This is a genomic window from Helicobacter pylori, assembly GCF_011140715.1.
Classification (GTDB): Bacteria; Campylobacterota; Campylobacteria; order Campylobacterales; family Helicobacteraceae; genus Helicobacter; species Helicobacter pylori_DA.
On sequence record NZ_SFZZ01000063.1, the window covers coordinates 1 to 20518 of the forward strand.

Here is a 20518-nt window from a genome sequence, read left to right on the forward strand (position 1 = left end):
AATCCTACAACAAACCCCCTTAAAACTCCTCATTTTACAAACGCTAAAACAAGATTAAAAAATGTGAATGAAAATATAAAGAAACAATAAACGCCCCAAAAGTCAAGGACAAACCCGCTTTTTAAAGGAAACCCCTAAGCTTTTAAACTTAAGGGAACGCTCTTGGAAAAATCAGCGTTTCACAGAAACGATCACTTTAAGCCCCAAAAAAGCAAACTCAAAGTATAATGTTTTCCAAGAGCGTTTGCCACTTTTGTGTTTCATGGCATGCTCCTTTTGACATAGGATTTGCCCCATATCGTAACTATGGGGCGTGATGAAATCCTACAACAAACCCCATTAAAACACCCCTAGATCGCACCAAATACGCAAGACAAAGTTTTACGCCCCATTACGACCACTCAATGAATAAGCTTATCTTTATTGGATAAAAAACAGAGCCATTTGACAATCATCAAAAGAGAGATTTTAAAAGTTTAAAAATCTAATGGAGTTAAAAGAGCTAGTTTAAATTAAAAGAAAGAGTTAAAAGCTAAAAGCTAGGAGTAGCCCTAAGGCCGCCCCCACAAACGCCCCAATCAATATTGTTGGTTTTGTTGTTGCGCTTTTTGCTGTTGTTGTTGGTGTGCTTGTTGTTGTTGCTGTTGTTGAGCTTGTTGCTCTGCTTGTTGTTCGGCGTGTTGTTGCGCGTTATGGTGATGGTGTTCGCCGCCATAATAATGGTGGTGGTGTGCGTGGTGATGGTGGTGGTGTTGGCTGTTAGCCTGTTGTTGCTGTTGTTGTGCTTGGTGTTGTTGTTCATGGTGTGCCATGATGACTCCTTTAATTGAAATTTAAATTCTAGCTCATTGGCTAGGATTTCATTTTATAATGCAAAATCTAACCAATTATTAACGGAAAAGATTTTAATACTAATTTTTAATACGAGCACCAATTTAAGCGCTTCTATTGTCAAAACTACCAACATCTTTGAATGAAAAAAGCTATAATAAAGAAGTTGCATTAAAAAGGAAAGACAAATCCCCTTTTTAAGGTATAATATGAGGAGTTTTAGAAGTGCTTCTTATGGTAGTAGCTAAAAAGTCTTTAGGACAGCATTTTTTAACGGATGAGTCGTTTTTAGACAGAATTGTTGATGCTTTGCCCCCCTTAAACCCATTGAAATTAATTGAAATTGGCGTGGGGCTAGGGGATTTGACTCTTAAGTTGTTGGATCGCTATCCTTTAAAGACTTATGAGATAGATAGCAGTTTGTGCGAAAAAATGCGATCAAAACTAAAGGCGCAAAAAAAGCCTTTTGCATTAGAATTAGTGGAAAAAGACGCTCTTTTTTTAAAAGAAGAAGAGCCTTATTTTTTGATCTCTAATTTGCCTTATTATATCGCTACTAGGCTTGTTTTAAATGCGCTCAAAGACCCTAAATGCAGGGGTTTATTGGTGATGACACAAAAGGAAGTGGCGCTCAAATTTTGCGCTAAAGATTCACAGAACGCCTTAAGCGTTTTAGCTCAAGCAATAGGGAATGTTACCCTTTTGTTTGATGTGCCGCCTAGCGCGTTTAGCCCGCCTCCAAAGGTGTTTTCTAGCGTGTTTGAAGTGATTAAAGAGCCGCTGAAAGAAAAGGCGTTAGCTTCATTACTCCAAGCGTCATTTTTTGAAGAAGCCCTACAAAAAGGGTTTGAAACATTAGAAGATTTTTTGAAAGCCTGTTTCTCATCTCCTAGGAAGACGCTTTCAAACAATCTTAAAAAAAGCGTTTCTTATAGAGAAAAGCTTGATAAGGTGTTAGATTTTTTAGCGTTAGAAAACCAACCAACAAGCGTGAGAGCGTCTGAGATAAAAGATTATCTCAAGCTCTTAAAATCCGTTTTAAAAGGCTAGCACGCCTTTTTAAAAATTGAAAGATAAAAATTGAAATAAAGGAATAATCGTTATGACTGATAACAACCAAAATAATGAAAACCATGAAAACAGCAGTGAAAATTCAAAAGCTCATCATGGGATGCGAGCCGGAGCGTTTGAGCGATTCACCAACCGCAAAAAGCGTTTCAGAGAAAACGCACAAAAAAACGCAGAGTCTTCAAACCATGAAGCGCTTTCACACCATAAAAAAGAGCGCCACCCCAACAAAAAACCAAACCACCACAAAGCTAAACACACCCCCCAAAAGACCAGAAATTACGCCCAAGAAGAATTGGATAACAACAAAGTAGAGGGCGTTACGGAAATTTTGCATGTGAATGAGAGAGGGACTTTAGGCTTTCATAAGGAGCTAAAAAAGGGCGTTGAAGCTAATAACAAGATCCAGGTGGAGCATTTAAACCCGCATTATAAGATGAATCTAAACTCTAAAGCGAGCGTTAAAATCACGCCTTTAGGGGGCTTGGGCGAGATTGGGGGGAACATGATGGTCATTGAAACCCCAAAAAGCGCGATCGTGATTGATGTGGGCATGAGCTTCCCTAAAGAAGGGCTATTTGGCGTGGATATTTTAATCCCGGATTTTTCCTACTTGCACCAAATCAAGGACAAAATCGCTGGCATTATCATCACCCATGCCCATGAAGATCACATAGGGGCTACGCCTTATTTGTTTAAAGAGTTGCAATTCCCCCTTTATGGCACGCCCTTGAGTTTGGGGCTGATTGGGAGCAAGTTTGATGAACATGGTTTGAAAAAATACCGCTCGTATTTTAAAATCGTAGAAAAGCGTTGCCCCATTAGCGTGGGCGAATTTATCATTGAATGGATCCACATCACGCATTCTATCATTGACAGCAGCGCTTTAGCGATCCAAACTAAAGCCGGAACGATCATCCACACCGGCGATTTTAAAATCGATCACACCCCGGTGGATAATTTGCCCACGGATTTGTATCGTTTAGCGTACTATGGCGAAAAGGGGGTGATGCTTCTTTTAAGCGATTCCACCAACTCCCATAAATCCGGGACCACACCGAGTGAAAGCACCATAGCGCCGGCTTTTGACACGCTTTTTAAAGAAGCGCAAGGGAGGGTGATTATGAGCACATTCTCTAGCAATATCCACCGGGTGTATCAAGCCATCCAATACGGCATTAAATACAACCGCAAGATCGCTGTGATCGGGCGCTCTATGGAAAAAAACCTAGACATCGCCAGAGAATTAGGCTATATCCATTTGCCTTATCAATCTTTTATTGAGGCTAATGAAGTCGCTAAATACCCGGACAATGAAATCTTAATCGTAACGACTGGCTCGCAAGGCGAAACCATGAGCGCGCTTTATCGCATGGCGACTGATGAACACCGCCACATCTCTATCAAACCCAACGATTTAGTCATCATCTCCGCTAAAGCCATTCCTGGCAATGAAGCGAGCGTTTCAGCGGTGTTGAATTTCTTGATCAAAAAAGAAGCTAAAGTGGCTTATCAAGAATTTGACAATATCCATGTGAGCGGGCATGCCGCCCAAGAAGAGCAAAAGCTCATGTTAAGACTCATCAAGCCTAAGTTTTTCTTACCCGTGCATGGGGAATATAACCATGTCGCGCGCCACAAGCAAACCGCTATTTCTTGCGGGGTGCCTGAAAAAAATATCTATTTAATGGAAGATGGCGATCAGGTGGAAGTTGGCCCTGCGTTCATTAAAAAAGTGGGCACGATTAAAAGCGGTAAAAGCTATGTGGATAACCAAAGCAATTTGAGTATTGATACAGGCATTGTGCAACAAAGAGAAGAAGTCGCTAGCGCTGGGGTGTTTGCCGCTACGATTTTTGTGAGTAAAAACAAACAAGCGCTTTTAGAAAGCTCTCAATTTTCTAGTTTGGGGCTTGTGGGCTTTAAAGATGAAAAGCATTTGATTAAAGAAATTCAAGGGGAATTAGAGTTGTTATTAAAATCCAGCAACGCCGAAATTTTGAATAGCCCTAAAAAATTAGAAGATCACACCCGTAATTTCATCAGAAAAGCGCTCTTTAAAAAGTTTAGAAAATACCCGGCTATCATTTGTCATGTCCATGCCACTTGATTATAACGCTATCGCCGCGCAAGTCTTAAGAGATGAAGCGAGCGCGCTTTTAGAAAGCGTTAAGCAATTCCAAAAACCTAACGATTTAGAAGCCATTGTCAAGCTCATTTTAAAAAGCCAAGAAAAAGGGGGTAAGCTTGTGATAGTGGGCGTGGGTAAGAGCGCTTTAGTGGCGCAAAAAATCGCGGCTTCCATGCTAAGCACCGGTAACAAAAGCGCGTTTTTACACCCCACAGAAGCCATGCATGGGGATTTGGGCATGGTGGAAAAAAACGATGTGGTTTTAATGATTAGCTATGGGGGCGAGTCTTTGGAATTATTGAATCTGGTGAGCCATTTAAAACGCTTAAGCCATAAGATCATCACTTTCACTAAAAGCCCTAATAGCTCGCTCTCTAAACTCGGCGATTATTATTTGAGCTTAAAAATTCAAAAAGAAGCTTGCCCGATTAACACCGCTCCAACGACTTCCACTACCCTAACTCTAGCGTTAGGCGATGTTTTAATGGCATGCTTGATGCGAGCGAAAAACTTTAGCCAAGAAGATTTTGCCTCCTTTCATCCGGGCGGGCTTTTAGGCAAAAAACTTTTTGTCAAGGTTAAAGACTTGTTGCAAACCACGAACCTCCCCTTAATCGCTCCTAGCACAAGCTTTAAAGATGCACTCATAGAAATGAGTGAAAAACGCTTAGGCAGCGCGATTTTAGTCAATGAGGCTAACGAGCTTGTGGGGATTTTGAGCGATGGCGATGTCCGTAGGGCGTTATTGAAAGGGCTTAACTTAAAGAGCGAAGTGAAGCGTTTTGCCACTTTAAAGCCTAAAAGCTTTAAGAATTTAGACGCTCTTCTTTTAGAAGCGTTAGAATTTTTAGAGCGCCATAAGATCCAGCTTTTAGTGTGCGTGGATGATCACAATAAGGTTTTAGGGGTCTTGCACTTGCACCAACTTTTAGAATTAGGGCTTAAAGCATGAAAGCGAGCATTTATGATTTCACTCTAAAGGAATTGAGTCAGCTTTTAAAACCAAGCTTTAGGGCTAAACAGCTTTATTTGTGGCTCTATGCGAAGTATAAAACAAGCTTTAAAGACATGCAAAATAATTTTTCAAAAGATTTTATCGCTTATTTGGAGCAAGAATTTACTTTGCGCACGATAGAAATCACACATGTGAGAGAGAGCGTTGATGGCTCTAAAAAATACCTTTTTAAATCTTTAAAAGACAACCACACTTTTGAAGCGGTGTTGTTGAAAATGAAGGATAAAAAGATTGATGAAGAAACCAACGCTATTTTAGAGGGGGAAAAATACACCGTATGCGTGTCTTGTCAAATCGGCTGTCAAGTGGGTTGCTCGTTTTGTTTCACTCAAAAAGGCGGTTTTGTAAGAAACTTAAAAGCGAGCGAGATTATCCAGCAAGCCCTACTCATTAAAGAAGACAATAACCTCCCCATTGAAAAAGCGCTCAATATTGTTTTTATGGGAATGGGCGAGCCTTTGAACAATTTAGATGAGGTGTGTAAAGCGATTGAGATTTTTAATACCGGCATGCAAATTTCACCTAAAAGAATCACGATTTCCACTAGTGGCGTAGCCGATAAAATCCCCATTTTAGCGGGCAAAAACTTAGGCGTGCAATTAGCCATATCCTTACACGCCGTAGATGACAAAACGCGCTCATCTTTAATGCCCTTGAATAAAAAATACAATATTGAATGCGTTTTGAATGAAGTAAAAAAATGGCCTTTAGAGCAGCGCAAAAGAGTGATGTTTGAATACCTTTTGATCAAAGATTTAAACGATAGCCTGGATTGCGCTAAAAAACTTTTAAAACTTTTAAACGGCATTAAATCCAAAGTGAATTTGATTTTATTCAACCCGCATGAAGGCTCTAAGTTTGAGCGCCCTAGCTTAGAGAGCGCTAGAATGTTTGCGGATTTTTTAAACTCTAAAGGCTTATTATGCACCATTAGAGAGTCTAAAGCTTTGGATATTGAAGCGGCTTGTGGGCAATTGAGGGAGAAAAAACTCTCCCAATAAATTTAAAAACTCTTTTTTCAAAATTTAGGGAATATAGATTAAAAATTAGCGCTAAATTTTCTTTCATTAACAATTAATTAGATTTTATATTGTAGAATAAAATCCTAGCCAGTGAGCTAGAATTTAAATTTTTAATCAAAGGAGTCATCATGGCACACCATGAAGAACAACACGGCGGGCACCACCACCACCATCACCACACACACCACCACCACTATCATGGCGGTGAACACCACCATCACCACCACAGCTCTCATCATGAAGAAGGTTGTTGCAGCACTAGCGATAGTCATCATCAAGAAGAAGGTTGTTGCCACGGGCATCACGAGTAATATCGGTGTGGCTAGGGGCAACTTGACTAGGGTTGTCTCTGGCTTTGACTTTAAGATACAATCATTTAATTCTAACCCATTCTAATCAAACCCATTAAATCCAATCCAGCCACCGCGACACGCTTGATTTTTATTTTTACAAACGCTCATTAATGTTAAAAATACTCATTAATGCCTATAAAAAGTAAATTTTTATCCAATAATATTGTTAAGACTTTTAATTTAAGCTTCAACATTTTACAATATTCAAAATATTAAAACAATTTTTCAATCAAGAAACCGGTATGCAAGTTACCCCCCCATTTTTTAAAACCCAAATTTTTATTTTTGGCTTTTTATTCTGTGCTAGGGTTTAATTTTAGCTACGCTATAGATGAGGGCGAGCTTAATGAACTCGTTGGAAAGAAGGTTCAAGAAGCTTTAGCGGAAGAAAAAGCTAAGGCTAAACATCAAAGAGCGGATAAAAGCGCTTTTTTTGCCGGTCTTGGCTATAGCGGGATGTTTTCATGGAATTTAGCTTATAAAGATAGTTTTGTTTTGCTACCTCACTCTCACTTCAATTTTGGTGGAAGACTCTTAGAAAGAAAAGATCCCAGCACAATCTTAAACGGCTTTAATTTTAAGGTGGGGTATCAGTATGCCGCTCCTGTTAAGATTAAAAAAATGGGTTTTGGCGTTAGGGGAGGGTTCCAATATTCCTATAAAGCGGGCAATTACATGGAAAAAGATAAATACCAACAATACTTATTTGGAGTGATACCCATAATAAGTCCTGTTTCTTTTTTTACTGGTGGTATGATAACAATGTCAACTTACAGCTTTTTTATGGATTTTTTACACAATGTGTATGAAAATGAGAAGTTTTTCATCGGTTATTTTATAGGGGCTGGGCTAGGGGGTGAGAGCGTAACAGCCAAGGCTCTTAAAGATTTTGGTGATATATTAGCGCAATTAGCGCAATTTCAGGGCTATGGTTCGTTAGGGCTAAGGATGGGCGATAAGCACCACACGCTAGAATTGAGTGCGAGCATCCATGGCGACCTCCTAGTTGTTCTTTAAAAAAGTTAAAGAGTTGCGAAAGTGTGAGGGTTTTACAAGCAAAAACCCCTAGGGGCATTTTTGAAAGCTATGTTACTTGGAGCGCGGATTATGTTTATCGGTTTTAAAAGTTTTTAAAAATTTAATGACTTTGTAATTGAATAGGGGTAATAAAATCTAAAAAATGCTTTAAGCATTTTTTACAATCTAATCATAAAGGGCTTACGAAAAGCGAACGATCGCTTCATGCTTCATTGTTCCAACCCCCATGCGTCTTTAAAAGAAGCGTTTTTAAGCTTTAAATTCAAACTCCCTTCAATCCATTGGGTATTGGCCCCCTTTTCGTTATTGTCAAATAAAAACACCCCTAAAAAGCCTCTAGGGGTTTTAATCAGACTCAATTCCACGCTAGGAAGAATGATCCTGCTGTCAGGTTTGACTTCAAAGGCTAGGAAAAAGGGGCGGTTGTTTTTGAAATCATAGCCATTTTTAGTGTATGAATAGCCAGGAGCGCTCTGCAAGATGCCTTTTTGAGTTTCCACGCTAAAAGAATCCAAGTAATAAAACCCAGGCTCTAGCCTGAACGATTGAACTTTGGCTAAAGCGTAGCGGTTTTTCCATAAAAGCATGAAGCGCTCACTCCCCAGCATGAATAAAGGCCCCCTAGGGTCTTTGAGCTTTGTTTTGGGGTTTTTTTCAAGCGTTTCATTGTGTTTGGCGACAACTCCTCTATCCACTTTACGCCAATAAGTGCGCACGCTTTGGCCTTGATGCGCGATATAAAGATTCACCAAACCAGAATGATGGCCTTTAGGGGGCAAACAAGAGGCTAATAAAAAAGCCAATAATAAACTCACAGCATGAAACTTCAAGCAAATTCCTTAAAAAGAGTGGTGGCTGAATGCTAACATGCTAAAACTAAAACCCTTATAAGTTATGGATAAAAACTTAAAGAATAGGGTAAAATAAACGCATGCGAATAGACAAATTTTTACAATCAGTGGGTTTAGTGAAGCGGCGCGTTTTAGCGACAGATATGTGCAATGTGGGGGCGGTGTGGCTCAATGGGAGTTGCGCTAAGCCCAGTAAAGAAGTGAAAATAGGCGATGCGATTAGCTTGCATTATTTAAAAGGGATAGAAGAATACACGATTTTACAAATCCCCACTTTAAAAAATGTGCCGCGAAAAGACACGCACCTTTATATCGCTCCTAAAACAAAAGAATAATAAAGCAAAGGATAATATAATGAAAGAATACAAAGACACCTTAAACTTAAATGAAACCACCTTTTCTATGAAAGGGAATTTGAGCGTCAATGAGCCTAAAACTTACGCTAAATGGCAAGAACAACAAGCGTTCAAACGCATGCAAAATAGGAAAGATAACCATGGGGATTTCACCTTGCATGACGGGCCGCCTTATGCGAATGGGCATTTGCATTTAGGGCATGCCTTAAATAAGATTTTGAAAGACATTGTCGTTAAAAGAGAATATTTTAAAGGGAAGAAAATCTATTACACGCCCGGTTGGGATTGCCATGGCTTGCCCATTGAGCAGCAAATTTTAGAACAATTGGAAAAAGAAAAAACGAGCCTAGAAAACCCCACGCTGTTTAGAGAAAAGTGCCGAGATCATGCGAAGAAGTTTTTAGAAATCCAAAAGAACGAGTTTTTGCAATTAGGCGTTTTGGGGGATTTTGAAGATCCTTATAAAACCATGGACTTTAAATTTGAAGCGAGCATTTATAGGGCTTTAGTGGGAGTGGCTAAAAAAGGGCTTTTGAAAGAACGCCACAAGCCTATTTATTGGAGTTATGCATGCGAGAGCGCTTTAGCGGAAGCTGAAGTGGAATACAAGATGAAAAAATCGCCCTCCATTTTCGTGGCGTTTGGTTTGAAAAAGGAGAGTTTAGAAAAATTAAAGGTTAAAAAAGCAAGCCTAGTAATTTGGACGACCACGCCTTGGACTTTGTATGCGAATGTGGCGATCGCTTTGAAAAAAGACGCTGTTTATGCACTCACCCAAAAAGGCTATTTAGTCGCTAAAGCCTTGCATGAAAAATTAGCCGCTTTAGGGGTGGTGGATAATGCGATCACGCATGAATTCAATTCCAATGATTTAGAATATTTGAAGGCCACCAATCCTTTAAACCAAAGAGATTCCCTAATCACTCTAGGAGAGCATGTCGGTTTAGAAGACGGCACAGGAGCCGTGCATACCGCACCAGGGCATGGTGAAGAGGACTACTATTTAGGCTTAAGATATAATTTAGAAGTGTTAATGTCTGTAGATGAAAAGGGTTGCTATGATGAGGGCATTATCCATAACCAATTATTAGATGAAAGCTATTTGGGCGAGCATGTTTTTAAGGCTCAAAAACGCATTATAGAGCAATTGGGCGATTCTTTATTGCTAGAGCAAGAGATTGAGCATTCCTACCCGCATTGCTGGAGGACGCACAAGCCTGTGATTTACAGAGCGACCACGCAATGGTTTATTTTAATGGATGAGCCTTTCATCCAAAATGATGGCTCTCAAAAAACCTTAAGAGAAGTGGCTTTGAATGCGATTGAAAAGGTGGAATTTGTGCCAAGCAGCGGGAAAAACCGCCTAAAAACCATGATAGAAAACCGCCCTGATTGGTGCTTGAGCCGGCAAAGAAAATGGGGCGTGCCACTGGCCTTTTTCATAGACAAACGCACGAATAAGCCTTGTTTTGAAAGCGAAGTTTTAGAGCATGTGGCGAACCTTTTTGAAAAAAAAGGCTGTGATGTGTGGTGGGAATACAGCGTAAAAGATTTATTGCCCCCTAGCTATCAAGATAACGCCAAGCATTATGAGAAAATCATGCACATTTTAGACGTGTGGTTTGATAGCGGTAGCACCTTTAAGGCGGTTTTAGAAGACTACCATGGAGAAAAGGGGCAAAGCCCTAGCGATGTGGTTTTAGAAGGGAGCGATCAGCATAGGGGGTGGTTTCAAAGCTCGCTTCTAATCGGTTGTGTTTTAAACAACCAAGCCCCTTTTAAAAAAGTCATTACGCATGGCTTTATCGTAGATGAAAAGGGCGAGAAAATGAGTAAATCTAAGGGCAATGTGGTGTCTTTGGACAACTTGCTCAAAAAGCATGGGAGCGATGTGGTGCGCTTGTGGGTGGCGTTTAATGACTATCAAAACGATCTAAGGGTCTCTCAAACCTTTTTCATTCAAACAGAACAGCATTATAAAAAATTCCGCAACACCCTAAAATTCTTACTCGCCAATTTTAGCGATATGGATCTCAAGAATTTAGAACGCCCCCATGACTTCAGCCCTTTAGATCATTTTATATTAGAGGCTTTAGAAACGATAAGCGCTGGAGTCAATAGCGCGTTTGAAGAGCATGATTTGGTGAAGGGCTTGAATATTTTAATGGCGTTTGTTACCAATGAATTGAGTGGGATTTATTTAGACGCTTGTAAGGATAGCTTGTATTGCGATAGCAAAAACAATAAAAAACGCCAAGCTATTCAAATGGTCTTACTCGCTGTGGCTAGTCAATTGTGCTACTTTTTAGCCCCGATTTTAACGCACACGATTGAAGAAGTTTTAGAGCATAGCGAGGTGCTTTGCGCGTTTTTACAAGCCAAAGACGTGTTTGATTTGAAAGGCATTAATATTTTAGAAAAACTCCACCTTAAAGAGTTTAAAAAACCAGAAAATTTTGAAGCCGTTTTAGCCTTGCGTTCTGCCTTTAATGAAGAGTTAGACCGATTGAAAAAAGAAGGCGTGATCAAAAATTCGTTAGAGTGCGCTATTGAAGTAAAAGAAAAAGCGTTGCATGAAAATTTGATAGAAGAATTGCTGATGGTGAGCTTTGTGGGGGTTGCAAAAGAAAAATTGAGCGAGACGCCAACATTCACGCTCTTTAAAGCCCCCTTTTATAAATGCCCTAGGTGTTGGCGTTTTAAAAGCGAGTTGGAAAACACCCCATGCAAGCGCTGCGAAGAGGTTTTAAAAGAGCGATGATAAAAGGATAGGGCTTTTGGAAACTTTACAAACCCATAGAGTTTTACAAGCCCTAATTGGTCATTTCACCCCTTTTTTAGAAAGCGGGATCACCGAGCTTATCATCAATACCGAGCAAGAGCTTTGGCTTTATAAAGTCAATAACACACGAGAAAAAAGAGGGCATGCGCTTTTTGATAAGGCGTTTTTATTGAGATTTTGCGAGCAATTGGCCAGTTTTAGGGGGTTGTTTTTTGATGAAGAACACCCCACTTTAAATTGCTCTATCCCTTTCACACGCTATAGGGTGAGCGCGAATCATTTTAGCATCACTACCAATAATCAAATCACGCTCAATATCCGTGTGCCTAGGCTTAAGCCCTTAAGTTTAGACGATTTCACTTTCAAAGCAAGCGATCCAAAGGGTTTGAAAAATTTAGCCCTAAAAGGGCATAATATCCTCATTAGCGGGGAGACTTCAAGCGGTAAAACAAGCTTACTCAACGCTCTTTTAGACTGCGTCAATAAAGATGAAAGGGTGGTGAGCGTTGAAGACAGCCAAGAATTGGATTTAAAAGCGTTCAGCAATTGCGTGGGGCTTTTAGTGGGCAAGCAAGAAAACGGGTGCTTTAATTATGAAGACGCTCTCAATATGGCCATGCGCTTAAACCCGGACAGGCTCATTGTGGGCGAGATTGACACGAGAAATGCGGCGCTCTTTTTGCGTTTAGGAAACACCGGGCATAAGGGCATGCTCTCAACCATTCATGCTAATAGCGCTCAAAACACTTTAGAAGCCCTTTCACTGAATTTGAGCATGCGTTATACGCATTCTTTGGATAAGGATTTGATGCGCGCGTATTTTAAAAGCGCGATTGATGTGATTGTGCATGTGAATAGAATCAACAATGAGCGCCAAATCGCTGAAGTCTTATGGACTAGAGAGCTTTAATGCCCCTAAAATCCTTAAAAAACCGCTTGAATCAACATTTTGATCTATCGCCTCGCTACGGGAGCGTGAAAAAAATCATGCCCAATATCGTTTATGCGGATGGCTTTAACCCATCTGTGGGCGATGTGGTGAAGATTGAAAAAAGCGATGGCAGCGAATGCGTGGGAATGGTGGTGGTGGCAGAAAAAGAGCAGTTTGGTTTCACGCCATTTAACTTTATAGAGGGGGCTAGGGCTGGCGATAAGGTGCTGTTTTTAAAAGAGGGGTTGAATTTCCCTGTGGGCCGTAATCTTTTAGGGAGAGTGCTTAACCCTTTAGGGCAAGTCATTGACAATAAGGGGGCGCTAGATTATGAGCGATTAGCGCCTGTGATCACAACGCCTATAGCCCCTTTAAAAAGAGGTTTGATCGATGAGGTTTTTAGCGTGGGGGTGAAGAGCATTGATGGGCTTTTGACTTGCGGTAAGGGGCAAAAACTGGGCATTTTTGCCGGCTCTGGGGTGGGTAAATCCACGCTAATGGGCATGATCACTAGGGGTTGCTTAGCGCCGATTAAAGTGATCGCTTTGATTGGGGAAAGGGGCAGAGAAATCCCTGAATTTATAGAGAAAAACTTGAAAGGGGATTTAAGCTCTTGCGTGTTGGTGGTCGCCACGAGCGATGATAGCCCTTTAATGCGCAAATACGGGGCTTTTTGCGCGATGAGCGTGGCGGAGTATTTTAAAAACCAAGGGCTAGATGTGTTGTTTATCATGGATTCAGTGACTCGTTTCGCTATGGCTCAAAGAGAAATCGGTTTGGCCTTAGGCGAACCGCCCACTTCCAAAGGCTACCCCCCATCCGCGCTTTCTTTATTGCCTCAATTGATGGAGAGAGCGGGTAAGGAAGAAAATAAGGGGAGCATTACGGCTTTTTTTAGCGTGCTAGTAGAGGGCGATGATTTGAGCGATCCCATAGCCGATCAAGCCAGGAGTATTTTAGATGGGCATATTGTCTTAAGCAGGGAATTAACCGACTATGGGATCTACCCGCCTATTAATATTTTAAACTCCGCATCAAGGGTGGCTAAAGACATCATCAGCGAGTCTCAAAACCTTTGCGCGAGAAAATTCCGCCGTTTGTATGCGTTATTGAAAGAAAATGAAATGCTCATTCGCATCGGATCTTATCAAATGGGGAACGATAAAGAGCTTGATGAAGCGATTAAGAAAAAGGCTTTAATGGAGCAATTTTTAGCGCAAGATGAAAACGCTTTGCAGCCTTTTGAAACAAGCTTTCAGCAATTAGAAGAAATCTTAAAATAAAGGGAATATAATGGAATCACAACTCATGAAACTCGCCATTGAGACTTATAAAATCACTTTGATGATTTCTTTACCGGTATTATTAGCGGGCTTGGTGGTGGGGCTATTAGTCAGTATTTTTCAAGCGACCACTCAAATCAATGAAATGACCTTGTCTTTTGTGCCTAAGATTTTGGCCGTGATTGGGGTGCTGATTTTAACCATGCCGTGGATGACTAACATGCTTTTAGATTACACCAAAACCTTAATCAAGCTCATTCCTAAAATCATAGGCTAGAAATGCTAGAAACCATTATTGATTTTTCCCGTTACAGCAGCGTGAAAATCGGTACGCCTTTAAAAGTGAGCGTTTTAGAAAACGATCATGAAATCTCTCAAGAACACCAGATTATCGGTTTAGCGAACAATCTTTTAATCGCTCCTAGCGCAAAAAATCTCGCTTTATTAGGCAAGAATTACGATTATATTTGCGATAAGGGTGAGTGGGTTGAGGTAGGGGGAGCGACGAATTCTTCTAAAATTTTTAATTATTTTAGGGCGAATGATTTAGAGGGTTTGGAGTTTTTAGGGCAATTGCCTGGCACTTTAGGGGCGTTAGTTAAAATGAATGCGGGCATGAAAGAATTTGAAATAAAAAATGTTTTAGAAAGCGCTTGCATTAATGGCGAATGGCTAGAAAAAGAAGCTTTGGGGCTGGGCTATCGCAGCAGCAAATTCAATGGCGTTGTTTTAAGGGCGAGGTTTAAAAAAACGCATGGCTTTAGAGAAGAGGTTTTAAAAGCGTGTAAAAGCATGCGCAAAAGCCACCCCAAATTGCCTAATTTTGGGAGCTGTTTCAAAAACCCGCCTAACGATTATGCGGGCAGGCTTTTAGAGGGTGCGGGCTTAAGGGGTTATCGCTTAAAAAGAGTGGGCTTTGCCAAAGAGCATGCGAATTTTTTGGTGAATTTGGGGGGCGCAGAATTTGAAGAAGCCCTAGTTTTGATAGAACTCGCCAAAACCAGAGTGTTACAAGAATACGGCATCCATTTAGAAGAAGAAGTGAAGATTTTAAGGTAGGGTTGAAAGCTTTATGTGAAATTTTATAACCAACACTCCATTAAAATAGAGTTAAAAATAAAAATTATAACCCACTAAACAAAAGGCTAACGCCAGATTAGGAAAAAAGGCTAACCGAAAACATGGTTTTTAAGATATATGGATTTAAGAGATTGTTTTCAGTATAGTTTTTGATTCCACCTTTTAACTTTCTCAGCAATAGCACTTGATAAAGCAATAGGTCAAGCAACTTACTCATTATCTTTGAGTGTGTGTCAAAATATATGGTTTTGAAATGAAGTTTTCGCACTCAATCAGATTAAAATAAACCCATGATAGAATATAGAGAAATTTTATACAAGGATTATTGGTTGGAATTTACAATCACTTCTTTATTTAGTGGGTGCGGAGGATTGGATTTGGGATTTTGTGGAGGGTTTGACTTTTTAAATCGGCATTATGCTAAAAATCCTTTTAAGATAATTTATGCCAATGATTTGGATAAAAATGCTGTTTTAACCTATCAAAGGAACTTTAACGCACATATTGAATGCAAAGATGTTAAGGAAGTTGATTTTGATAAATTGATGCCCACTGATATTGTTTTGGGTGGTTTTCCTTGCCAAGATTTCAGTTTTGCCGGCAAAAGAAAGGGGTTAGGAAGTGAAAGGGGGCGACTTTATGAGAGCATGATTAGATGTGTAAAGGATTTAAAACCTAAAATTTTTCTTGCTGAAAATGTAAAAGGTCTTTTAAATATTGACAATGGAAATACTTTTAGAAAGATTTTGGAGAGCTTTAAAGACTTAGGCTATATGGTTAATTTTGCATGTTTGAAAGTAAGCGATTTTGGAGTATCGCAATTAAGAGAGCGAGTCATTGTGGTAGGCGTTAATGAAAGTTACTTTAAAGAGCCTTTTAGTTTTGAAATATTAAAGAAAAGTCATGCCCCTTTTGTGTATGAAATATTGAAAGATTTGGAAAACTTAACAGAAGGGGCTATGCCTAATCATTTTTATTCTAAGGCTAAACGCAATAAAGGACAAGGCAATAATGCTATCAACAAAGATACCTACGCTCCTACTATGCGAGCCGAACATCATGGCAATATTGAATACCACTATAATAATCATAGGCGTTTGAGTGCAAGAGAAGTCGCACGCATTCAAAGTTTCCCAGATAATTTTATTTTTTACCCTAGCACCTCATCAGCTTATAGGCAAATTGGTAACGCTGTGCCACCTGTCTTTGCATGGCATTTAGCACAGGGAATAAAGGAATTTTTATATGCAAACGTTGTTCAATGATGAGAAAATAATATTAAAAATACAAGAAAAATTACCTTATTTATTTCAGCTTGTAGAAAGTGAAAACAGCAGAGATGGTAAATTAGGAATGGAGATTGGTTCAGCTAGAGAAAGGGTAATTATTGCTCTTATGCTTTATTATTTTGGTAAAGAGAATGTGCAAACTGATTTAGCTATCACACAAAAAGAGATAGATGTAATTGTTTTAAATAAGCCTTATTCTATTAAAACCGCTCAAACATTGAACAACATTAAGCTAATATGGACTACTGATGTTTTAAAAATACAAGAATTTATAGAGAGTTATAAACCAAATGCGGGCATTTTGTTTGTGTATGTTTGTTGGGGAAAAGAGGGAGGTTTTTACTATATTCCTAGTGCCACACAACAAGAAGTTTTAATAACTAAAGGTAAAGAATTTTATTTTAAACTTCCTAAAAGTGGGACAAATTCTAGGGGAGTGGAAATTTCAAAATTAGCTTTATTGGAATGTATTGCCCACAAGGACACGCTAAGAATTCCTATTTTTTGGGAACGCACAAACAACTTAAAACATTCTCCATATGATAAATATTTAGAGCTATGGCAATCCTAAAATCCTTATGTTCTTAATAAGCTCTAAGAATTTTTGGGGCATCAAGGGCTTTGGAACACTAAAAAATCATCGTAGGCATGAAAGCTTTTTTATAGATCACTGATGCTATAAAAATAGGAAAGGCTTTATTTTAATTGGGTGATAACTTTTTTAAAAGCGTTCTTATGGGTTAGGGTATCGCAAAATACCCCCTATATCCCTATGATTTTACATAATACTATAAAATAAAATGGCGCTATTGGCAAAGAATTTTAAAAACTTCAATAATTTTTCCATGAATGCCCTTTAAGAAAGTTTGAAAACTTTTTTCAAAATATTTTTTATCCTAAAATAAAAATAATCCCTGATCGTTTTTGATCGGATGTGGGTTTTAAAAGATTGCATTTGTTGGTCTTTAGCCATTTCAAGGCGTTCTTTAAAAAAATCGTTTTTAAAAGGGGTGCAAAAAAGGTTTGCAAGCCAAAAACCCGCTTCAGCTTCATAGCAAATCAAACGCCCGTTTAAAGAACTGACAGAACGCCACGGCTTGTATTGGATGAAATGGAGCATGATGATGTTTTTAGGGTAGTGCTCTTTGAAAAAGTCAGAATAGCAATTATAATAAATAGGCAATTCTAAAATACGCTCTAAAAACACCATATTGATTAAACACTGCTCAGGATAGAAAAGATCTTTCCCTCTATTTTTCAAAAACTCTAAAGCGATCTTTTCAAACCCATTTTCGCGCCACAAATCTAAATTCGCTACCAAAAAGCCCATGTTAAAGCCCTGATGGATGCGTTGTAATTCGTTTGGACTAAAGCGTGAAAAATCAATCTTAAAATTCTTACAAGCTCGCTCAATAAAATCACAAAAGGCTTCAAAAGGAAGGTGAGAAAAGGTGTCTCTCACCATGCCAAGCAATTTAGTGGGGTCGTTATCCAGTGCAAAATAAGCGCTTGCAACATCGCCCAAAAACACCGTATCCACATCTATGGAAATGATTTTAGAATAATTAGGGAAGAGCGAAGCGAGCAAGAGCCGGCACAAAACAAGAAGCCCGCCATAACGCTTGGAGCAAGATTCATTGAGATAGCTTTCTATGGAATGATCGAGCGAATCGATATTGATAAACTCTAATGAAGCGAATTTTTGAAAAGGCTCAAGGGTTTTTAAAAGCTTGTTTTGCTGCTCTAAAGTTACCCCTTTAACCAAACAATGGATTTTATACACGATGTTAGTGCCTAAAAGTTTGTTGCTTTGATTTAAGGGGCTAAAGTCTATCGCGCTTGTGTGCCTGCTCGCATGGGAGAGTAAAGAATAAAGGCAAACTCCTGCCCCTAGCGCGTAATTCTTATCAAAACTCATAAAAATAGGGATGATTTGATCGGGTAAATTTTGCGTATCCATTTATCGCTTTTTTGTATCGCTTTTTGAGTGTTTTAAAATCGCATGCCTAACTTCTTTAACGCTCCCTGTGTAAAGGTTATTGAATTGGGTTTTATTGAAAGTGTTTTGGCGCTTGGCTAATTTCATGGTGTTAGAAATGATCGTTTCTTCTAATTCCTTTAAAGTGAGTCGTTTTTCTAAATAAAGAACGCTCTCTTTAACGCCTATAGCTTTAAAAGGCTGCGAATCTTTAGGGTATTTAATATAAAGGGCTTTGATTTCTTCAATAAGCCCTGAATGGAGCATGTTTTTAGTGCGCTGTTTGATATTGTTATGAAGCGCGTTTTTTTCAACAGACAGAGCGAATAATGAGATAGCATGCTCAAAGGGTTTTTTAGGGTTAGCCTTAAAATACTCGCTTGGGGGCGTGCGGGTGGCATAAAAGATTTCTAAAGCCTTATGGATGCGGTAAGTGTCGTTTGGATGGATTTTAAAAGCCATGTTAGGGTCAATGGATTTTAAAAATATATAAGGGTTAGAAAGAGTGGCAATTTCTCGATCTATTTTTACAACCTCCTCACCGCTAATTTTTGGCGTATCGCTCAAACCTTCTAAAATGGATTTGAGGTAAAAGCTGCTCCCTCCCACAATGAGTAAAATCTCTTTAGAGGATACTCTCATGGCGTCCTCTAAAAGGGTTTTAAAAAGAGGAGCGTTATTTTTTTCATCAATGTTAAGGTAATCTAGGGCGTAATGCTTGATATTTTTTCGCTCTTTCAGGCTGGGTTTAGCCGAAGCGATATTAATGTCTTTATAAATACTCAAAGAGTCCAAAGAAAAGATTTCAGCGTCCAATTCTTGGGCTAATTCAATAGAAAGAGCGCTTTTCCCGCTCCCGCTAGGCCCTAGAAGCGCGATGAGTTTTTTAGGCGTTTTGATAAGGAATCTCCCTTTTATAAGCGTTCAAAAACCCTTCTAAGTCAAATTTTTTACGGCATTCTTCGGTGAAAAGATGAATCATCAAATCCCCTAAATCCAAAATGATCCACTCTTCATTAGACTCATCTATCTGGTAAAAGACTTCCCCTAAAGGCTTAAGGGTGTTTTTAAGCGCATCTAGTAAAGAAAGGGCATGCTTATTCGCTAGCGTGGTAGCGATAATGACATCTTCTACCAAATAGGGGGTTTTAGATAAATCAATGTGCGTAATATCAAAAGCCTTTTTTTCATCTAATAAAGCCGTAATCGTTTCTATGCGTTGGTTCATGAGTTTCCTAAAAAATGGGTTAAAATAGCCTTATTATAACTTAAATCAAGGAAAGATTAATGACCCCTGAACTAAACCTCAAATCCTTAGGCGCTAAAACGCCCTATATTTTTGAATACAATAGCGATTTACTAGAAGCTTTCCCTAACCCAAACCCTAATTTAGACCCCTTAATCACGCTAGAGTGCAAGGAATTTACAAGCCTTTGCCCGATCACTTCCCAACCAGATTTTGGCGTGATTTTTATCCGCTACATCCCTAAAGATAAAATGGTAGAAAGCAAGTCTCTAAAGCTCTATTTATTCAGTTACAGAAACCATGGGAGTTTCCATGAGAGCTGCATCAATACGATACTGCTAGATTTAGTCCAATTGCTAGAGCCAAAGTATTTGGAAGTGTATGGGGATTTTGCCTCTAGGGGCGGGATTGCAATCAAGCCCTTTGTGAATTACGCGATCAAAGAATACCAGGAATTTAAAGAAAAACGCCTTTTGAATGCGAAATAACGCGCAAGAGGGGTTTTAAAATTGAAGCCATTCCAAATTAAATGGACAGATTAGGGAGGGAATAAAAAAATCAAAGAATAAAAGAGAGATTAAAAAAAGAGACCCCCCACAAGAGAGTAGGGGGGGGTTATTCTTTTAACTCCGCCTCCTCTTTATCTAAATTAGCGAGATGCTCATCAACCTCTTCAGCAGTTGCTAGTCCAATATTGTTAAAAATGTCTTTTAACAAGTTTTCAGTAAGACCCGCACAGCTTAACCCATATTTATTGATCCCTCCATCGCAAAGCAATTGAGCGATAAACAACGCCTCATTTTTGTTTTTAGGTAAAGTCATAGCCCAAAAACCATCAGGGGAAAAGTCGTTAAGTTCTTTTTCAAACTCCTTATTACCCTCCGCATACTCTTTAATCACGCCACAGAATAAAGTCGTCCCAACTCTATCCAAATTATCAAGTGTCGTAAGCTCGCATTTTTCCTCATCTCGGTTATCAATCATAGCACGCCACTCCGCATCGCTATGTTTATTCAAACCTTTCGCATAATTTAAAGCGGTTAAAATGATAGCGGTTACTTGACTACCTTTACCCTCAAAAAACATGGGCGACATTAAAACACCAAGTCGGCTTTTTCTATCGGTTAGAGTATAATCCTCCGCCACAATCTCAAAGCTAGTCCTATCTTTATCTCTAAAAGCAAAAGAGAGTTTAAACCTGTCCTCTTTTTCTTTAGGCTCTTTAGGAGTAGAAGTCCTATCCTTAACACTCGGTCCGCTAGTT

The 20518-nt window shown here is 39.3% G+C and carries 21 protein-coding genes and 2 pseudogenes; 16 read left to right on the forward strand and 7 right to left on the reverse strand.

The genetic code is table 11. The features are described 5' to 3' along the window. Positions 1-171 precede the first annotated feature (171 nt). Positions 172-264 carry a type I toxin-antitoxin system toxin AapA3 gene (aapA3, locus tag EWZ81_RS08770; protein WP_000681134.1) on the reverse strand — a complete coding sequence of 31 codons (93 nt, stop codon included), beginning with the start codon at positions 262-264 and terminating at the stop codon, positions 172-174. Between the two features lie 314 nt (positions 265-578). After that, on the reverse strand, positions 579-812 hold the full coding sequence (gene hpnL / locus EWZ81_RS06325; protein WP_000930051.1) for a nickel-binding protein HpnL: 234 nt from the start codon (positions 810-812) through the stop codon (positions 579-581). A 253-nt stretch (positions 813-1065) separates the two neighbouring features. Here hpnL and rsmA point away from each other — a divergent pair, with 253 nt between their 5' ends. The 7 genes and pseudogenes from rsmA to EWZ81_RS06355 all read left to right on the forward strand — a co-directional run bounded on the left by rsmA (position 1066) and on the right by EWZ81_RS06355 (position 7544). Continuing rightward, positions 1066-1881, forward strand: coding sequence for a 16S rRNA (adenine(1518)-N(6)/adenine(1519)-N(6))-dimethyltransferase RsmA (gene rsmA, locus EWZ81_RS06330; protein ID WP_165549404.1), 816 nt, complete (start codon positions 1066-1068; stop codon positions 1879-1881). A 52-nt stretch (positions 1882-1933) separates the two neighbouring features. Further along, on the forward strand, positions 1934-4009 hold the full coding sequence (locus EWZ81_RS06335) for a ribonuclease J (RefSeq protein ID WP_165549393.1): 2076 nt from the start codon (positions 1934-1936) through the stop codon (positions 4007-4009). Beyond that, positions 3993-4982 (forward strand): KpsF/GutQ family sugar-phosphate isomerase, encoded by a 990-nt coding sequence (locus EWZ81_RS06340; protein ID WP_165549394.1) that lies wholly within the window; start codon positions 3993-3995, stop codon positions 4980-4982. The genes EWZ81_RS06335 and EWZ81_RS06340 overlap by 17 nt, the downstream gene beginning before the upstream one ends. Continuing rightward, positions 4979-6046 (forward strand): dual-specificity RNA methyltransferase RlmN, encoded by a 1068-nt coding sequence (gene rlmN / locus EWZ81_RS06345; RefSeq protein ID WP_165549395.1) that lies wholly within the window; start codon positions 4979-4981, stop codon positions 6044-6046. The genes EWZ81_RS06340 and rlmN overlap by 4 nt, the downstream gene beginning before the upstream one ends. Positions 6047-6195: 149 nt before the next feature. Next, positions 6196-6315, forward strand: a pseudogene (locus EWZ81_RS08745) (hypothetical protein); the annotation flags it as partial. Beyond that, positions 6266-6463, forward strand: coding sequence for a hypothetical protein (locus EWZ81_RS08510; protein WP_232006999.1), 198 nt, complete (start codon positions 6266-6268; stop codon positions 6461-6463). The pseudogene EWZ81_RS08745 and the gene EWZ81_RS08510, both read left to right, overlap by 50 nt. Before the next feature lie 242 nt (positions 6464-6705). Next, a pseudogene (locus tag EWZ81_RS06355) lies at positions 6706-7544 on the forward strand (outer membrane beta-barrel protein). 123 nt (positions 7545-7667) lie between these two features. On the opposite strand, the gene EWZ81_RS06360 reads toward EWZ81_RS06355, so the two are convergent. Then, positions 7668-8288: a hypothetical protein gene (locus tag EWZ81_RS06360; RefSeq protein ID WP_165549396.1), complete on the reverse strand. Its 621-nt coding sequence runs from the start codon at positions 8286-8288 to the stop codon at positions 7668-7670. A 101-nt stretch (positions 8289-8389) separates the two neighbouring features. Between EWZ81_RS06360 and EWZ81_RS06365 the strand changes: the two genes are divergently transcribed. From EWZ81_RS06365 to EWZ81_RS06400, 8 genes are all read left to right on the forward strand, one after another. After that, entirely contained in the window at positions 8390-8644 is a 255-nt protein-coding gene (locus EWZ81_RS06365; protein ID WP_001217168.1) for an RNA-binding S4 domain-containing protein, read from the forward strand. A gap of 19 nt (positions 8645-8663) precedes the next feature. Continuing rightward, the gene (ileS, locus tag EWZ81_RS06370) at positions 8664-11426 is read left to right on the forward strand and encodes an isoleucine--tRNA ligase (protein ID WP_165549397.1); all 2763 of its coding nucleotides are present in this window, start codon (positions 8664-8666) and stop codon (positions 11424-11426) included. A gap of 16 nt (positions 11427-11442) precedes the next feature. After that, positions 11443-12357, forward strand: coding sequence for a CpaF/VirB11 family protein (locus EWZ81_RS06375; protein ID WP_165549398.1), 915 nt, complete (start codon positions 11443-11445; stop codon positions 12355-12357). After that, a complete protein-coding gene (gene fliI, locus EWZ81_RS06380) occupies positions 12357-13661 on the forward strand; it encodes a flagellar protein export ATPase FliI (RefSeq protein WP_165549399.1) in 1305 nt (434 codons plus the stop codon). Before EWZ81_RS06375 ends, fliI begins: the two co-directional genes overlap by 1 nt. A 10-nt stretch (positions 13662-13671) precedes the next feature. After that, the gene (gene fliQ / locus EWZ81_RS06385; RefSeq protein ID WP_000445741.1) at positions 13672-13938 is read left to right on the forward strand and encodes a flagellar biosynthesis protein FliQ; all 267 of its coding nucleotides are present in this window, start codon (positions 13672-13674) and stop codon (positions 13936-13938) included. 2 nt (positions 13939-13940) lie between these two features. Beyond that, positions 13941-14720, forward strand: coding sequence for a UDP-N-acetylmuramate dehydrogenase (locus EWZ81_RS06390; protein WP_165549400.1), 780 nt, complete (start codon positions 13941-13943; stop codon positions 14718-14720). A 350-nt stretch (positions 14721-15070) separates the two neighbouring features. Beyond that, entirely contained in the window at positions 15071-16006 is a 936-nt protein-coding gene (gene dcm, locus EWZ81_RS06395; RefSeq protein WP_079343061.1) for a DNA cytosine methyltransferase, read from the forward strand. Then, positions 15987-16601, forward strand: coding sequence for a ThaI family type II restriction endonuclease (locus tag EWZ81_RS06400; protein WP_001193941.1), 615 nt, complete (start codon positions 15987-15989; stop codon positions 16599-16601). Before dcm ends, EWZ81_RS06400 begins: the two co-directional genes overlap by 20 nt. 285 nt (positions 16602-16886) lie before the next feature. Here EWZ81_RS06400 and EWZ81_RS06405 read toward each other — a convergent pair whose 3' ends face one another. Genes EWZ81_RS06405 through rsfS form a run of 3 tightly spaced genes read right to left on the reverse strand, consistent with a single transcriptional unit; the run spans position 16887 to position 19236 of the window. Then, positions 16887-17990, reverse strand: coding sequence for a glycosyltransferase family 8 protein (locus EWZ81_RS06405; RefSeq protein WP_165549402.1), 1104 nt, complete (start codon positions 17988-17990; stop codon positions 16887-16889). Continuing rightward, entirely contained in the window at positions 17991-18887 is an 897-nt protein-coding gene (gene miaA, locus EWZ81_RS06410; RefSeq protein WP_165549405.1) for a tRNA (adenosine(37)-N6)-dimethylallyltransferase MiaA, read from the reverse strand. Between the two features lie 7 nt (positions 18888-18894). Then, the gene (gene rsfS, locus EWZ81_RS06415) at positions 18895-19236 is read right to left on the reverse strand and encodes a ribosome silencing factor (RefSeq protein ID WP_001076149.1); all 342 of its coding nucleotides are present in this window, start codon (positions 19234-19236) and stop codon (positions 18895-18897) included. A 59-nt stretch (positions 19237-19295) separates the two neighbouring features. On the opposite strand from rsfS, the gene queF reads away from it, so the two are divergent. Further along, positions 19296-19742, forward strand: coding sequence for a preQ(1) synthase (gene queF, locus EWZ81_RS06420; protein ID WP_000187101.1), 447 nt, complete (start codon positions 19296-19298; stop codon positions 19740-19742). A 127-nt stretch (positions 19743-19869) separates the two neighbouring features. On the opposite strand, the gene EWZ81_RS06425 is transcribed toward queF, so the two are convergent. Continuing rightward, positions 19870-20518: hypothetical protein (locus EWZ81_RS06425; RefSeq protein WP_165549403.1), on the reverse strand; the 649-nt coding region annotated here is incomplete at its 5' end.